Annotated in this window: 17 protein-coding genes; 6 read left to right on the top strand and 11 right to left on the bottom strand. The window is 68.4% G+C overall.

Going from position 1 to position 13,438, the window contains the following annotated elements:
• Window positions 1–8 precede the first annotated feature (8 nt).
• The 4 genes from RS85_RS02630 to RS85_RS02615 are packed head-to-tail and all read right to left on the bottom strand — an operon-like array spanning window position 9 to window position 2,351.
• Window positions 9–776 (bottom strand): ABC transporter permease, encoded by a 768-nt coding sequence (locus RS85_RS02630; protein ID WP_046011861.1) that lies wholly within the window; start codon window positions 774–776, stop codon window positions 9–11.
• The gene (locus RS85_RS02625) at window positions 773–1,591 is read right to left on the bottom strand and encodes an ABC transporter ATP-binding protein (protein ID WP_046011860.1); all 819 of its coding nucleotides are present in this window, start codon (window positions 1,589–1,591) and stop codon (window positions 773–775) included. Before RS85_RS02625 ends, RS85_RS02630 begins: the two co-directional genes overlap by 4 nt.
• Entirely contained in the window at window positions 1,588–1,956 is a 369-nt protein-coding gene (locus RS85_RS02620; protein WP_046011859.1) for a DUF1048 domain-containing protein, read from the bottom strand. The genes RS85_RS02625 and RS85_RS02620 overlap by 4 nt, the downstream gene beginning before the upstream one ends.
• Before the next feature lie 2 nt (window positions 1,957–1,958).
• Window positions 1,959–2,351: a PadR family transcriptional regulator gene (locus RS85_RS02615; protein ID WP_046011858.1), complete on the bottom strand. Its 393-nt coding sequence runs from the start codon at window positions 2,349–2,351 to the stop codon at window positions 1,959–1,961.
• Between the two features lie 138 nt (window positions 2,352–2,489).
• Between RS85_RS02615 and RS85_RS02610 the strand changes: the two genes are divergently transcribed.
• Window positions 2,490–3,455: an acetylxylan esterase gene (locus RS85_RS02610; RefSeq protein ID WP_046011857.1), complete on the top strand. Its 966-nt coding sequence runs from the start codon at window positions 2,490–2,492 to the stop codon at window positions 3,453–3,455.
• A 22-nt stretch (window positions 3,456–3,477) separates the two neighbouring features.
• On the opposite strand, the gene RS85_RS02605 is transcribed toward RS85_RS02610, so the two are convergent.
• Entirely contained in the window at window positions 3,478–3,870 is a 393-nt protein-coding gene (locus RS85_RS02605; protein WP_046011856.1) for a VOC family protein, read from the bottom strand.
• A 78-nt stretch (window positions 3,871–3,948) separates the two neighbouring features.
• On the opposite strand from RS85_RS02605, the gene RS85_RS02600 reads away from it, so the two are divergent.
• On the top strand, window positions 3,949–4,413 hold the full coding sequence (locus RS85_RS02600) for a hypothetical protein (protein ID WP_046011897.1): 465 nt from the start codon (window positions 3,949–3,951) through the stop codon (window positions 4,411–4,413).
• A 278-nt stretch (window positions 4,414–4,691) separates the two neighbouring features.
• Here RS85_RS02600 and RS85_RS02595 read toward each other — a convergent pair whose 3' ends face one another.
• The 6 genes from RS85_RS02595 to manD form a co-directional block, all read right to left on the bottom strand.
• Window positions 4,692–5,486, bottom strand: a complete 795-nt coding sequence (locus RS85_RS02595) for an SDR family NAD(P)-dependent oxidoreductase (RefSeq protein WP_046011855.1) — start codon at window positions 5,484–5,486, stop codon at window positions 4,692–4,694.
• Between the two features lie 80 nt (window positions 5,487–5,566).
• The gene (locus RS85_RS02590) at window positions 5,567–6,412 is read right to left on the bottom strand and encodes an SDR family NAD(P)-dependent oxidoreductase (RefSeq protein ID WP_046011854.1); all 846 of its coding nucleotides are present in this window, start codon (window positions 6,410–6,412) and stop codon (window positions 5,567–5,569) included.
• Between the two features lie 16 nt (window positions 6,413–6,428).
• Window positions 6,429–7,277, bottom strand: coding sequence for an SMP-30/gluconolactonase/LRE family protein (locus RS85_RS02585; protein WP_046011853.1), 849 nt, complete (start codon window positions 7,275–7,277; stop codon window positions 6,429–6,431).
• Window positions 7,274–8,086: a hypothetical protein gene (locus RS85_RS02580; protein WP_046011852.1), complete on the bottom strand. Its 813-nt coding sequence runs from the start codon at window positions 8,084–8,086 to the stop codon at window positions 7,274–7,276. Before RS85_RS02580 ends, RS85_RS02585 begins: the two co-directional genes overlap by 4 nt.
• Window positions 8,087–8,098: 12 nt before the next feature.
• Window positions 8,099–8,635 (bottom strand): gluconokinase, encoded by a 537-nt coding sequence (locus RS85_RS02575; protein WP_235282312.1) that lies wholly within the window; start codon window positions 8,633–8,635, stop codon window positions 8,099–8,101.
• Entirely contained in the window at window positions 8,632–9,870 is a 1,239-nt protein-coding gene (gene manD / locus RS85_RS02570; RefSeq protein ID WP_046011851.1) for a D-mannonate dehydratase ManD, read from the bottom strand. Before manD ends, RS85_RS02575 begins: the two co-directional genes overlap by 4 nt.
• A gap of 102 nt (window positions 9,871–9,972) precedes the next feature.
• Between manD and RS85_RS02565 the strand changes: the two genes are divergently transcribed.
• The 4 genes from RS85_RS02565 (at window position 9,973) to RS85_RS02550 (ending at window position 13,301) form a co-directional block, all read left to right on the top strand.
• Complete coding sequence (locus RS85_RS02565) at window positions 9,973–10,668, top strand: GntR family transcriptional regulator (RefSeq protein ID WP_046011850.1); 696 nt, start codon at window positions 9,973–9,975, stop codon at window positions 10,666–10,668.
• 29 nt (window positions 10,669–10,697) lie between these two features.
• Window positions 10,698–11,198: a hypothetical protein gene (locus RS85_RS02560; RefSeq protein WP_046011849.1), complete on the top strand. Its 501-nt coding sequence runs from the start codon at window positions 10,698–10,700 to the stop codon at window positions 11,196–11,198.
• Window positions 11,199–11,295: 97 nt separating this feature from the next.
• Window positions 11,296–12,168 carry an alpha/beta hydrolase gene (locus tag RS85_RS02555; RefSeq protein ID WP_046011848.1) on the top strand — a complete coding sequence of 291 codons (873 nt, stop codon included), beginning with the start codon at window positions 11,296–11,298 and terminating at the stop codon, window positions 12,166–12,168.
• Window positions 12,165–13,301 (top strand): M20 family metallopeptidase, encoded by a 1,137-nt coding sequence (locus RS85_RS02550; protein WP_046011847.1) that lies wholly within the window; start codon window positions 12,165–12,167, stop codon window positions 13,299–13,301. The genes RS85_RS02555 and RS85_RS02550 overlap by 4 nt, the downstream gene beginning before the upstream one ends.
• Window positions 13,302–13,438: the final 137 nt, after the last annotated feature.

The raw sequence follows: 13,438 nt of genomic DNA, 5'->3' as shown, positions 1-13,438 counted from the left end.
CGGAAGAGTCAACTGACCTTCTTCCGGTAGGAGATGATCGCCAACACGTAGGCCACCACGAGGATGCCGACGCACCAGGCGAGAGCGATCCAGATGTCGTCGCCGACCGGCTGCTCGGCGAACAGCGCCTGGATGGTGTTGACGATCGAGGTGACCGGCTGGTTGTCGGCGAACCACTGCACGGGCGCCGGCATCGTGTCGGTCGGCACGAACGCCGAGCTGATGAACGGCAGGAAGATCAGCGGGTACGAGAACGCGCTCGCGCCGTCGACCGTCTTGGCGTTGAGTCCGGCGATGATCGCCAGCCAGGTGAGCGCCAGCGTGAACAGCATCAGGATGCCGATCACGGCGAGCCACGCTCCGACGCTCGCCCCGGTGCGGAAGCCCATCAGGAAGCCGACCCCGAAGATGATCGCGAGGGTGATCGCGTTCGCGGTGAGCGAGGTGAGCACGTGCGCCCACAGCACGCTCGATCGGGCGATCGGCATGGAGTGGAACCGCTCGAAGATGCCGCTCTGCATGTCGGTGAACAACCGGAACGCCGTGTAGGCGATGCCGGATGCGATCGCGATGAGCAGGATGCCGGGGAGCAGGTAGTTCACGTAGTTCTCGGTGTCGGTGCTCTCACTGAGAGCGCCTCCGAAGACGTACACGAACAGCAGCATCAGGGCGATCGGGGTGACCGCGGTCGTGATGATCGTGTCGGGGCTGCGGAAGATGTGCCGCATGGAGCGGCCGGTGAGCGTCGCCGTGTCGGCGGCGAAATGGGTGGTCATGCTGCTGTTCCTCTCGTTTCGTCACTGCGTTTCGTCTCGCTGCGCTCGCTCAACGACCGGGACTCGGAAGGGCCGATGAGGGTGAGGAAGATCTCCTCGAGGGTGGGCTGCTTCTCGACGTACTCGACCTTCGCGGCCGGAAGCAGGCGCTTCAGCCCGGCGAGGGTGTCGTTGGCGATGATGCGCCCCTCGTGGAGGATCGCGATGCGGTCGGCCAGCTGCTCGGCCTCATCGAGGTACTGGGTGGTGAGGAGCACCGTGGTGCCCGTGTTCGCGAGCTCCCTGATGACGTCCCACACCTCGATGCGCGCCTCGGGGTCGAGGCCCGTGGTCGGCTCGTCGAGGTAGATGACCTCGGGGTGTCCGACCAGGCTCATCGCGATGTCGAGCCGGCGGCGCATGCCGCCGGAGTAGGTGCCGACCTTGCGGGCACCGGCATCCGTCAGACGGAACTTCGCCAGCAGGTCGTCGGCGACCTTCCCCGCCTCGGGGAGGTGCCGCAGCTTCGCGACCAGCACGAGGTTCTCGCGTCCGGTGAGGATCTCGTCGACCGCGGCGAACTGCCCGGTGAGGCTGATCCGCTCGCGGACGCCGAGAGGATCGGTCGCGACATCGACTCCCTGCACGGATGCCGTGCCGGCATCCGCCTTCAGCAGGGTGGAGAGGATGCGCACCACGGTCGTCTTGCCGGCGCCGTTCGAGCCGAGGAGGGCGAAGATGCTGCCCTTCTCGACCTCGAAGTCGACGCCGCGCAGGACGTGCAGCTCCTTGTAGGACTTCTCGATGCCGCGCACCCAGATGGCGGGGGTGGTCATGACTCCTCCTTCTTCTTCGCGTCGTCGAACGCCTTGATGAGGCGTGCGCGCTCCTTGTCGATCCACTGCCGCCCGCCGTACGCCGCGGCGTAGTTCTCGGCGAACTCGACGGGGTCGTCGCCGACGATGGCCGAGACGGGGGTGCCGTCGATCGCGGCCCGCTCCCACAGGTCGGCGATGTCGAGGAACATCTTCACGATGGTGTCGCCGTCGGTGACGCCGCCGTAGTACATGTTGTAGCGCTGCTGCGCCTTCGCCATCTCGCGGTACGGCTCGGGGAGGGCGTTGATGCGGGCCTGCGCCTGCTTGTACTGCTTCTTCTCTTCGAGGGATCCGGTGATCGCTTCGATCCACTTCGCGGCCATGCTCAGTTCTCCTTGTTCTCGGTGGTGCTGTTCTCGGTGGTGCTGTTCTCGGTGGTGCCCGTGCTGTTCGTGCTTTTCGTGTTCAGCTGTTCGATGTGCGTCTTGAGGAAGCTCCAGGTGGTCCAGAAGTCCTCGAGTTCCTGCAGGCCCGCCGCGTTCAGGGTGTACACCTTGCGGGGCGGTCCCTTCTCGCTCGGGACCTTCTCGACATCGACGAGGTTCTTCTGCTCGATGCGCACGAGGAGTGCGTAGATCGTGCCCTCGGCGATGTCGGTGAACCCGTGGTCGCGTACTCGCGCGGTGATCTCGTACCCGTACGCCGGCTGCTCGGCGAGGAGGGCCAGAACGATGCCCTCCAGAGTGCCCTTGAGCATCTCGGTCATCTGCTTGCCCATCGGGTCCTCCTTTCCTTGGTTCGGTACTCAGTGATGCTGGGTACCGGTACAAAGTATCACTGAGTACCGGTACCTAGCAACACCGAATACTGAACTTCTTCGACGGTCTGGAACACACGATCCGCTAGCCTCGTGCCGATGGCTCTCACCGATCTCCCCCTGGACCAGCTCCGCTCCTTCCGGCCCGATGTGGCCGAGCCCGCGGATTTCGACGACTTCTGGGCGCGCACGCTCGCGGAGTCACGTGCGCTCGCCGCCGCTCCGGTCATCGTGCCGGCCACCACCCCGATCACTCAGCTGATCGTCGAGGATCTGACGTTCAGTGGATTCGGCGGTGAGCCGATCCGCGCCTGGATCACACGTCCCCGCGTCGAGGGACCGCTGCCGACGGTGGTCGAGTTCATCGGCTACAACGGGGGTCGGGGCCTCCCGGGCGAGCGGCTGCAGTGGGCGGCGGCGGGCTACGTGCACGTGCTGATGGACACGCGTGGCCAGGGCAGCGGCTGGGGCTCAGGCGGCGACACCCCGGACCCGCACGGCTCGGAGGGTGCGATTCCCGGGTTCATGACCCGCGGCATCCAGCATCCGGACACGTACTTCTATCGCCGTGTCTTCACGGATGCCGTGCTGCTGATCGATGCCCTGATGCAGCTGGATGCCGTCGACGAGAGTCGCATCAGTGTGACCGGCGGCAGCCAGGGCGGCGGCATCAGCCTGGCCGCCGCGGCCCTGCATCCGGCGGTCTCGGCGGCGATGCCCGACGTGCCGTTCCTGTGTCACTTCCGCCGGTCGGTGCCGCTCACCCCCGACAACCCGTTCACCGAGATCGCGCGTTACCTGTCAGTGCATCGCGCGCGGGTCGACCAGGTGTTCGAGACGCTGTCGTACTTCGACGGGGTGAACTTCGCGCTCCGCATCTCGGCGCCCGTGCTGTTCTCGGTCGCGCTCATGGACCCGATCGTGCTGCCTTCGAGCGTGTTCGCGGCCTTCAACCACTGCGGTTCGACGGATGCCGAGATCGAGGTCTACGAGTTCAACGGGCACGAGGGCGGCCAGGCCGTGCAGTGGCTGCGCCAGACCGAGTGGTTGGCTGCGCGGATCTAGCGGCGGCCCGCGTCCCGCGCTGTCAGCCGGCGAGAACCGAGAGCACGTTGCCGGCGGGGTCCGTGAACCAGGCGATGTCCGGGCCCTTGCCGGGGGCGCCGTGCGAGATGCCCTTGTCGTCGGTGCCGGAATCGGGGTCGGTGTAGATCTTGGTCACGACGCCGCGAGCGTTGAGCTCGTCGACCGCCGCCTCGACGTCATCGACGGGGAAGTTCAGGATCGTGAAGCTCGCCGGCGTGTGGTCGGGCTTCGAGTAGACGAAGATCGATCCACCGTCGGACAGGTTGAGCTGGAGGAAGCCCATGGCATTGTCGGAGACGTCCATGCCGAGGGTCTCGCCGTAGAAGGTGCGAGCCGCGTCGATCGAGTCGACGCTGAACCCGCTGAACGCGTGCGTGGTCTGGAAAGCGGTCATAGGCTCAGCATGCTCCCGTCCGGGCGACGTGTCCAGGGTTCACACCCGCCGCTCGGCCGGATGCGAAAGACTGGACTCATGACCTCGTCGCCGCTTGAGAACCTGCTCGCCCGTATCGTCGACAGCGGACTGCTGGATGAACCGGTCGCCGAGAACGGCCTGATCTACGGCCGGGCCAGCATCGACGCCGCCGGCACGGTCGTGACGGTCAACGTCGATCCCGAGCTCGACGACGACGCCGCGGACGAGCTCGACGACGAGGCGCTCGTCGAGGCCGTCTCGCGCATCCTGTCGGTCAGCGAGTCGCGCTGGCGGGCCGTCATCGACGAGGTTGCCGACGACATCGACGATGCCGTCGACGACGAGCCCGTGATCGAGCAGATCGACCTGCGCGACGACCTCGAGGCGACCTCGGTCGTCGTGTTCGCGGATGCCGTGCTGCTGGCGTTCGACGCTCCGAAGCAGTTCCCCGACTCCCGCATCCTCGTGCAGCTCGATGAAGACCTCGAGGTCGCCAACATAGAGGTGCGCGACCGCGACTGAGGGGCTCTTCCCATCCCTGCACGCCTACTTCTGCGGCCAATCCCAACTTTTGCGGCCTCATCTGCCCCGAATGGCCGCAGAAGTTCGGGATGGCCGCAGAAGTCAGGCCCCGAGCCGCCGCAGAACCGAGTCACAGCAGCGCTTGTACGTGAACACCCCGCACAGCGCGACCGCGCCATGATGCGCATCCGTTCTCGCAGGCGCACGCTGGATCAGAAATGCATCCGGAAGGCGCGGTCGCGATGCGTTTTTGATCCAGCATCGCGCGAGGCGCGGCGCTACGGGACGATCGAGTCGATGTAGCCGCCGTCGACCCGCACCGCAGCGCCCGTCGTCGCGGAGGCCAGCGGCGAGGAGAGATACGCGACCATGTTCGCGATCTCCTCGGGCTCGATCAGCCGCTGCAGTAGCGACTGCGGCCGGTGCAGCCTCATGAACTCGCGCTGGGCCTCGTCCCATGGCAGCGCCTTGTCGACCAGTTCGTAGACGAAGTCCTCGACGCCGCCGGTGTGGGTCGGGCCGGCGAGCACCGAGTTCACGGTGACGCCGGTGCCGGCGGCATCCTTCGCGAATCCGCGCGAGACGGCGAGCAGCGCGGTCTTCGACATGCCGTAATGGATCATCTCGGCAGGGATCACGACGGCCGAGTCGCTCGCGATGTTGAGCACCCGGCCCCAGCCGCGCTCCTTCATGCCGGGCAGGGTCGCACGGATCAGGCGCACCGCGGCCAGCACGTTCACGTCGAAGTAGCGGCGCCACTCGTCGTCGGTGATGTCGAGCGCCGGCGTCGCGCCGAAGATGCCGAGGTTGTTCACGAGGATGTCGATGTCGCCGACCGCGGTGAGCACGGCATCCGTTCCGGCCTCGTTCGTGACGTCACCGGGCGCTGCGATGAGATCGCGGGCGGCGTTCTCCGCACGAAGGGAGTCGATGACGGATGCCACGGTGTCGGCGCTGCGTCCGTTGACGGCGACCCGTGTTCCGGCATCCGCCAGCGCCGTCGCGATCGCGCGGCCGATGCCCTGGGTCGATCCCGTGACGAGCGCGGTCTTGCCGCTGAGGTCGATCTGCATGGTGTTCCCTTCGTCGGCTATGGCTTTCGAATCGCGCAACTGGTCGATGATCGGCCGTCGCACCGGCCAGTTGCGCGATTCTAAAGGCCGGGGGAGAGACCCACGAGCTCCGCGCTCTTCAGCCAGAGCGCCTCGGCGAGGGCCGCGTCCTCGACCTGTGGGTTCACGCGCATCGTCAGTACCCGCTCGTCGTAGTACGCCCCGGACTCCCAGGTCACGCCCGGCGTGCCCTCGATGAACCACCGGAGAGTCTCGCCGCCCTTGTCGGTGCTGATCGTGAGCAGGTGCCTGAGCGGCGTGCGGTAGATCAGCCGCATGACGCTCGACGACCCCGCCGCGAAGTTCGTGCGCACCACTCCCGGGTGGAACGCGACCGCGCTGAGGCCGTCGGCGTGGAACTTCGCGTGCAGGCTCTTCGTGAACAGCACATTCGCGAGCTTCGCGTCGCCGTACGCCTTGTTCGCGCTGAACTTCTTCCGGTTGTCGAGGTCGTCGACGTCGATGTTCCCGAAGATGCGGTGCCCGACGCTCGAGGTGTTGATGACGGCGGCATCCGCCTTCCGCAGCTGCGGCAGCAGGAGAATAGTGAGGAGGAAGGGCGCGAGGTGATTCACCTGGATCGTCTTCTCGAAGCCGTCGACGGTCGGGGTCCGATCTCCGAAGATGCCGCCGGCATTGTTCGCCAGCACGTCGATGCCGTCGTCGCCGAACCGCGCGGCGAGCTGGTCGGCCAGCTCGCGGACGTCGTCGAGGCGCGCGAAGTCGGCCGTGAGGTGCTCGGCTCCGGTCTCGCGTGCGACGGCGGCCGTCTTCTCGACCGAACGTCCGACGAGGATCAGCCGATGACCGGACGACGCCAGTTGTCGTGCGGCCGCAGCGCCGATCCCGTCGGATGCTCCGGTGATCACGATCGTCTTCTGCGCCATGCGTCCTCTGATCTCGTCAGCCCGCGAACGGGAGTACCGGGATGCCGCGCACCCCGGGTGTCACCGCGAACACGGATCCGGCTTCGGTGCCGTGATCGTCGGGCATGTCCTGCGCCGACGTCGTGATGAAGAGGGTGCCGAGGTCGTGGCCGCCGAAGGTGCAGGCGCTCACCTGCGGCACGGGCAGCTCGATCCGCTCGATGAGCGAGCCGTCGGGAGCGTAGCCATGCACGGCCGATCCGCCCCAGATCGCGACCCAGACGGTGCCGTCGGCGGCGACGGTGAGCCCGTCGGGGCTTCCTTCGTTCTCGGGGATGCGTGCCAGCATCCGCCGTTCCCCGAACTCGCCGTCGACGAAATCGAACACGTTGATCCGCTGCGCACCGGTGTCGACGTGATAGACGCGGCCGCCGTCGGGGGCGTAGGCGATCCCGTTCGACATCGTCGTCTTCGGCAGCACCGTGGTCACGGACAGGTCGGCGTCGAGGCGCAGCAGCACCCCGGCATCCGGCGTCGAGTCATACGCCATGGATCCGGTGAGCAGACGGCCGCGGGGATCGCAGCATCCGTCGTTCATGCGCACGGCCGGGTCGTCGAGCAGGGTCGCGACCGCGCGGGTATCGCCCTCGGGTTCGTCCGCGAGGTAGAGCGTGCGGGCGCCGACGGCGACGAAGCCGCCGGTCGTGCGGGGCCGGGCGAACGCGAGGTACTCGTCGTCGATGTGCTGCCGGGTCACGCCGTCGTCGCGCAGCGTGAGCAGGTCGCCGGCGTGCCCGTCGACCCAGCGCAATCCGCCCCATCCCGGCCACCACACCGGAGTCTCGGCGTGATGCGCGACCGGGCCGGTGACGTTCTCGGGGGTCATGCGCCCTCGCGGGGCGTCGGATGCTGGGGCTCGGCCAGCGGCATCCGGACCGGTTCGGGCGCCGGCTCGACCGCCGGGGTGACCGGCGCGGAGATCTCGCGGGCCACCTGCTGCTCGAGCACGGTGACCGCATCGTCGGAGAGCAGGATCAGTCCGTCGAGCTCTTCGCGCACCCGCTTGTAGGCGACGTTGCGCTCGGCCTGCGTGGCCGACTCGTCGACAGCGACCTTGAGCAGCTGCTGCGCTCGATCGAGGCGCTTGCGCTCCGGCTCGGTGAAGGTCGAGTCGCGCAGGCGCCGGGCATCTTTCTCGGCGATCTCGAACGCGACGGCGTAGTCGCCGACCGCCTGCAGGTACTCGGCGACCTGGTGCTCGCTGACCTTGGCTTCGGCGGATGCCGGGCGCAGAGCATCCGCCGTCTTCTTGGCCCGCAGGAAAGCGGCCGTCAGCGGCTGGCGGCCGTCGCTCATGGCGGGGAAGGCGATCAGCTTCGCGACGTCGAGCTCGTAGTCCAGCCAGCGGGCGGTGATCTCGTCGTGCTCGGCGAACAGACGCACGAGCAGGTCGTCGGGAACGACGGATGCCGTGGTGTCGACGACCGAGGGCCCGCGTCGCTTCATCTGCTGGTTGAGGGCCCGCGCCTCGATCTCGGCGGTCTTCAGCTGCGCCTTCATCTTCAGGGTCTCGAGGCGGCGCTCATGCCGGCGCTTCGCGCCCTGTTCCCAGGCCTTGGCGGCGCCACCGGCCATCCCCATGACGGGGAAGATGAGCCACCAGTAGCTGCCCGCCCATTGAAGGAACTCTTGCATGATGCGTTCAGCCTACTTCTCGGACCCTTCCCGCTCACCTGCCAACGAGTGAACGATCCGGTCGACGAGTTCCTCGGGTCCCGCATCGACTATCACGGTGATGCCCCGCTCGTCGGGCTCGAGCGGCTCGAGGGTCGCGATCTGCGACTGCAGCAGCGCGGGCGGCATGAAGTGGCCGGCGCGGGCCTCCGCCTGCAGGGCGACCCGTTCGGGTGCGGCGGCGAGGTGCACGAACAGGGTCTCCGGCGCGGTGGCCCGCAGCCGATCGCGGTAGCTGCGTCGCAGCGCGGAACATGCGACGACGGCCCCCGGCTCGGCGATGAGCGCGGCGCCGACCAGGTCGAGCCACGGCCAGCGGTCCGCGTCGACGAGCGGGATGCCCGCGCTCATCTTCGCGATGTTCTCGGGTCCGTGCAGGTCGTCGGCATCCACGAAGTCGACTCCCAGCCGAGCCGCCAGCTGCACGCCGATGGTCGTCTTGCCGACGCCGGAGACGCCCATCACGACGATCGGGGTCTCGGCCGTGCTCAGTGGTCGTGCGTCGGTCACCAGTCGTGCACCGTTCCGTCGAGAAGCCTGTTGTAGGGGAGGTATGCCTGCTCGTAAGGGTACTTGCCCGCCTCGTCGACGTTGAGTTCGACGCCGAGGCCCGGGTTGTCGCCGGGGTGCAGGTAGCCGTCGGTCCAGGTGAAGGACTGCTCGAAGACCTGATCGGTGCGTGCGCCGTGCTGCATGTACTCCTGGATGCCGAAGTTGTGGATCGCGAGTCCGAGGTGCATCGCGGCGGCCATGCCGACGGGCGAGATGTCGGTCGGGCCGTGCATGCCGGATTTGATCTGGTACATCGCGGCGTAGTCGAGGGTCTTCCTCAGCGCGGTGATGCCGCCCATGTGGGTGACGGCGCCGCGGACGTAGTCGATGAGCTGGTCGCGGATGATGTCCTTGAAGTCCCAGACCGTGTTGAAGATCTCGCCGATCGCCAACGGCGTCGTGGTGTGCTGGCGCACGAGGCGCAGCGCCTCCTGGTTCTCGGCGGGCGTGCAGTCCTCGAGCCAGAACAGGTCGTACGGCTCGAGATCCTTGCCGAGGCGCGCGGCCTGGATAGGCGTCATCCGGTGGTGGCCGTCGTGCAGGAGCGGGATGCCGGGACCGAACTCGTTGCGCACGGCCTCGAGCACGCCGGGCAGGTGGGTGAGGTAGGCGCGGGTGTCCCAGTCCTCCTCGACCGGCTTCGCGCCACGGCGGGCCGGTTCGTGGTCGTACCGCACGCTCGCGTCGCCGACGTCGGCGCCCTGGGCGGCGATGCCGTAGATCGCCTTGAGGGTGGGCACGCCGGTCTGCACGCGGATCGCCTTGTATCCCTGCGCCTGGTGCGCGCGGATCGAGTCGAACAGCTCCGGCAGCTCCTTGCCGGACGCGTGGCCGTAGGCCATCAGCCCGTTCCGGCTCGCCCCGCCGAGCAGCTGGTAGACGGGGAGCCCGGCGACCTTGCCCTTGATGTCCCACAGCGCCATGTCGACGGCGGCGATCGCGGCCATCGTCACGGGTCCGCGCCGCCAGTAGGCGCTGCGGTAGAGGAACTGCCAGGTGTCCTCGATGCGCGACTCGTCGGCGCCGATCAGCAGCGGCACGACGTGCTCGGAGAGGTAGGCGACGACCGCGAGCTCGCGACCGTTGAGGGTCGCGTCGCCCAGCCCGGTCACCCCGTCGGCGGTCGTGATCTTCAGTGTCACGAAGTTGCGATCGGGGCTGGTGACGATCACCTCGGCCTTGTCGATGGTCATCGGAAGCTCCTTCGGAGGCTCCTTCGGGGAGGCGGTTCCTCTCCTGTGAGACACGCTCATGCAATCACTGCCATACAAGTTGTGTCAAGCTATCGTGACCGTATGCCCGCCGCCGACCGTCCTTCCGCGCGGTCGCTCGCGTACGGGCGCATCCGCGATGACATCATCGTCGGGCGCTCCGCTCCCGGGGTGCTGCTGTCCGAGAACGAGCTCGCCGCGGCTCTCGGCCTCAGCAGGCAGCCGGTGCGCGAGGCGCTGCTCCTCATCGCGCAGGAGGGTCTCGTCGAGGTGCGGCCGCAGAGCGGCACGTACGTCACGCGCATCGATCCCGACCGGGTGCGCGAGGCGCAGTTCATCCGCGAGGCCATCGAGCTGGCCTCGCTGGCGGCCTGCGCGCAGCCGTCGGCGGAGGAGGAGCGGATGCTGCGCGCCCTCCTCGCGCGGCAGCGCACGGCATCCGATCGCGATGCGTTCTACCCGCTCGACGAGGAGTTCCATCGCGCGCTCCTCGGTCTCGCCGGGCATGGGAACGCGTGGGCGGCGGTGAGCGCGGCGAAGGGGCACCTCGACCGTGCCCGGTACGTGGGCATGAGCGCGACCCGCGACGTGCAGGACTACGTCGACGATCACGAGCGCGTCGTCGATGCGCTCGTCGCAGGCGACGCGGATGCCGCCATCGCCGCGCTCCGCGCTCACCTCCGGTTCGTCTTCGACGATCTCGAGGCCGTGCAGGCGCAGCATCCGGAGCTCTTCGCCGGCGCACTGCCTGCGCGCACGGGTCGCGCCCCGCGGCGCTGACGCCGGCCAGGGCTTGGTAGCGTCGGAGGATGATCCCCGCCTTCGTGCTGAAGATCGTGCTCTTCGCGTTGGCGCTGGTCTTCGTCGTGGTGCTCGTGCGCTCGTTCTTCATGCGCTCGACGCGCGCGAAGGCCCCGGATCCCCGCATCCGCCTGCCCCGGTTCGTCGCCATCGTCGCCGGGGTGCTGCTCGCTCTCGCCGCCCTGTCGTCGCTGCTGGGCTTCGGCAGCGGTGACATGCGCGACCCGGTGCCGTTCCGCATCGCATCGGTTGTGTTGCTCGTCGTCGGTCTGCTGGTGCTGCTGGCGTATCGCAACCGGTATGTGCTGCCGGGCGGGGACGGGGTCACCTTCCGGACGGTGTTCGGTGTGGAGCGCCGCATCCGCTACCGCGACATCGTCTCGCACCGGATGCGCGGTGCGGCGGCGCGGCGGATGCTGATCGTGCGCGCGTCGGACGGAACCACGCTGCGGGTCAGGGCGTCGGCGCCGGGTGCGGCGCCGCTCGTCGCGGCCGTCGCGGCACTCTGAGACCGGAATCGACAGCCGGAGGGCTATCTCCACCGACTGGTCATTGCTATAGTCAACGTGATTGACTTGCTGACTGGACTTCGAGAGTGGGACGACGATGACCTCACCCCGCACGATGGTGGTGGACTGCGACGGCATCGGGATCTCCGCTGACGTGCGCGGCTCCGGCTCCCCGGTGCTGCTGCTCCACGGCTATCCCGAGACGAAGGCGATGTGGCACGACGTGGCTGAGGCGCTCGCCGCCGACCACACGGTCGTCGCCGCCGACCTGCGCGGCTACGGCGACTCCGCCAAACCGCGAGGCGATCACTACGACAAGCGCGCGATGGCCCGGGATCAGGTGACGCTCATGCGCGAACTCGGCTTCTCGCGCTTCGCCGTCGTCGGACACGACCGAGGAGGGCGCGTCGCGCATCGGATGGCCCTCGATCATGCGGATGCCGTGGCAACCGTGGCCGTGCTCGACATCGTGCCGACGCTGCACATGTTCGAGAACGTCGACCGCGAGATGGCCACCGCGTACTTCCACTGGTTCTTCCTCGCCCGGAGCGGGGGGCTTCCCGAGGCGCTCATCGATGCCGACAGGGAGACCTGGCTGCGGAGTCGCTTCACCGGGCGACGTCACGACAGCGATCGGCTTCCCGACGCCTGGCCGGAGTACCTGCGGTGCTTCGACAGCGACTCGGTGTTCGCGTCCTGCGCGGACTATCGCGCCGCGGCATCCGTCGATCTCGATCACGACCGCGCCGATCGTGGCGCCGGCCGCACGGTCGACTGCCCGGTGCTCGCCCTGTGGGGAGCGCACAGCTACGTCGGCCGCAACTTCGACATGCTCGCGACCTGGGCGCCGTATGCGCCTGGCGTCACGGGAGCCGCGATCGAGGCCGACCACTACCTGGCAGAGGAAGCGCCGGCTGCGACGGCCGCCGCACTGCGCGACTTCCTCTCGACCGTCGAGGTCGCGGCATGAACGCGCGGAGCCGCGAGATCGAGCGCCTGGCTGAACTCGTCTCGGTCGAGACGCCCACCGGGGATGCCGATGGACTCGCGGCTGCGCAGCGCCTGGTGTGCTCGTGGCTCGATCCCGTGATCGGCGAGGCGGGGATGATCGAGACCGTCGACGGCATCGACCACCTGCGCTGGTCGGGCGGGGGTGCTCCGTCGGTGCTGCTGCTCGGGCACCTGGACACCGTCTTCCCGAAGGGGACGACCGTCGACCGACCGTTCCACGTCGACGGCGACCGCGCCACCGGCCCCGGGGTCTTCGACATGAAGGCGGGCATCGTGATCATGGCGGCCGCACTCGAGCGGATCGCTCGGCCCGGCTCGGTCGCGGTGCTGCTGTCGAGCGACGAAGAAGTGGGCTCGCTCACCTCGCGCGCACTGATCGAGCGGGAGGCGGCGCGAGCCGGCACCGTGCTGGTGCTCGAACCGAGCCTCGACGGTGCGCTCAAGATCGCGCGACGCGGCGGCAGCATCTACCGCATCGGCTTCGCCGGACGCGCGGCGCATGCCGGCCTCGAACCGTGGAAGGGACGCAGCGCGCTCGCCGAGCTCGCACACCACGTGCTCGCGCTGCCCCGTCTGGCTGATGATGCCGCGGGGACCACGGTGAGCCCGACGGTCGCGCAGGCGGGGACCGTGACCAACGTCATCCCGGAACACGCCGACCTCCGAATCGATGTGCGGGCGTGGTCGCTGGGTGAGCTGGAACGAGTGGATGCCGCGATGCAGCAGCTCGGCGCGCACACCGACGACGTGACCGTGTCGGTCTCGGGAGGCATCAACCGCCCGCCGATGGAGGAGAGCGTGTCGGCGGAGCTGCTCGCCTGTGCCCGTCGGGTCGCCGCGCGTCTCGGGCATCCAGAGGTGGAAGCGGTCTCCGCCGGCGGAGCATCCGACGGCAACTTCACCGCCGCGGTCGGCGCGCGAACCCTCGACGGACTCGGGCCGCGCGGCGCCGGCGCGCACGCCGATCACGAGTGGGTGTCGATCGACTCGATGATGGAGCGGATCGAGCTCGTCGCCGGAATGCTCGACGAGCTCACGGGCGCGACCGCGCAGCATCCGGAGGCGCAGCATCCGGAGGTTCGGAAGCCGTAGGCGAAGCATCCGGAGGGGTTCCCGCTCTCGGGCGGATGCCCCGGAGCGGATGCTCCGCCCAGGCGGAGTTCTCCTCCCGAGCCCTCAGCGCTTCGGAGGAGATCTGCACTACGGAGGACCGATCCGGCTGGGATCAT

It is taken from the genome of Microbacterium sp. SA39 (assembly GCF_000967865.1).
Classification (GTDB): Bacteria; Actinomycetota; Actinomycetes; order Actinomycetales; family Microbacteriaceae; genus Microbacterium.
This window is presented reverse-complemented; position numbering and strand designations above follow the sequence as displayed.

Bases quoted from the DNA above. Each gene is read 5' to 3' on its own strand.
- RS85_RS02560 (WP_046011849.1), top strand. From the start codon at position 10,698: ATGATCCCCGCCTTCGTGCTGAAGATCGTGCTCTTCGCGTTGGCGCTG.
- RS85_RS02610 (WP_046011857.1), top strand. From the start codon at position 2,490: ATGGCTCTCACCGATCTCCCCCTGGACCAGCTCCGCTCCTTCCGGCCC.
- RS85_RS02580 (WP_046011852.1), bottom strand. From the start codon at position 8,086: ATGCAAGAGTTCCTTCAATGGGCGGGCAGCTACTGGTGGCTCATCTTC.
- RS85_RS02630 (WP_046011861.1), bottom strand. From the start codon at position 776: ATGACCACCCATTTCGCCGCCGACACGGCGACGCTCACCGGCCGCTCC.
- RS85_RS02555 (WP_046011848.1), top strand. From the start codon at position 11,296: ATGACCTCACCCCGCACGATGGTGGTGGACTGCGACGGCATCGGGATC.
- RS85_RS02590 (WP_046011854.1), bottom strand. From the start codon at position 6,412: ATGGCGCAGAAGACGATCGTGATCACCGGAGCATCCGACGGGATCGGC.
- RS85_RS02615 (WP_046011858.1), bottom strand. From the start codon at position 2,351: ATGGGCAAGCAGATGACCGAGATGCTCAAGGGCACTCTGGAGGGCATC.
- RS85_RS02585 (WP_046011853.1), bottom strand. From the start codon at position 7,277: ATGACCCCCGAGAACGTCACCGGCCCGGTCGCGCATCACGCCGAGACT.
- manD (WP_046011851.1), bottom strand. From the start codon at position 9,870: ATGACCATCGACAAGGCCGAGGTGATCGTCACCAGCCCCGATCGCAAC.
- RS85_RS02550 (WP_046011847.1), top strand. From the start codon at position 12,165: ATGAACGCGCGGAGCCGCGAGATCGAGCGCCTGGCTGAACTCGTCTCG.
- RS85_RS02600 (WP_046011897.1), top strand. From the start codon at position 3,949: ATGACCTCGTCGCCGCTTGAGAACCTGCTCGCCCGTATCGTCGACAGC.
- RS85_RS02595 (WP_046011855.1), bottom strand. From the start codon at position 5,486: ATGCAGATCGACCTCAGCGGCAAGACCGCGCTCGTCACGGGATCGACC.
- RS85_RS02605 (WP_046011856.1), bottom strand. From the start codon at position 3,870: ATGACCGCTTTCCAGACCACGCACGCGTTCAGCGGGTTCAGCGTCGAC.
- RS85_RS02565 (WP_046011850.1), top strand. From the start codon at position 9,973: ATGCCCGCCGCCGACCGTCCTTCCGCGCGGTCGCTCGCGTACGGGCGC.
- RS85_RS02620 (WP_046011859.1), bottom strand. From the start codon at position 1,956: ATGGCCGCGAAGTGGATCGAAGCGATCACCGGATCCCTCGAAGAGAAG.
- RS85_RS02625 (WP_046011860.1), bottom strand. From the start codon at position 1,591: ATGACCACCCCCGCCATCTGGGTGCGCGGCATCGAGAAGTCCTACAAG.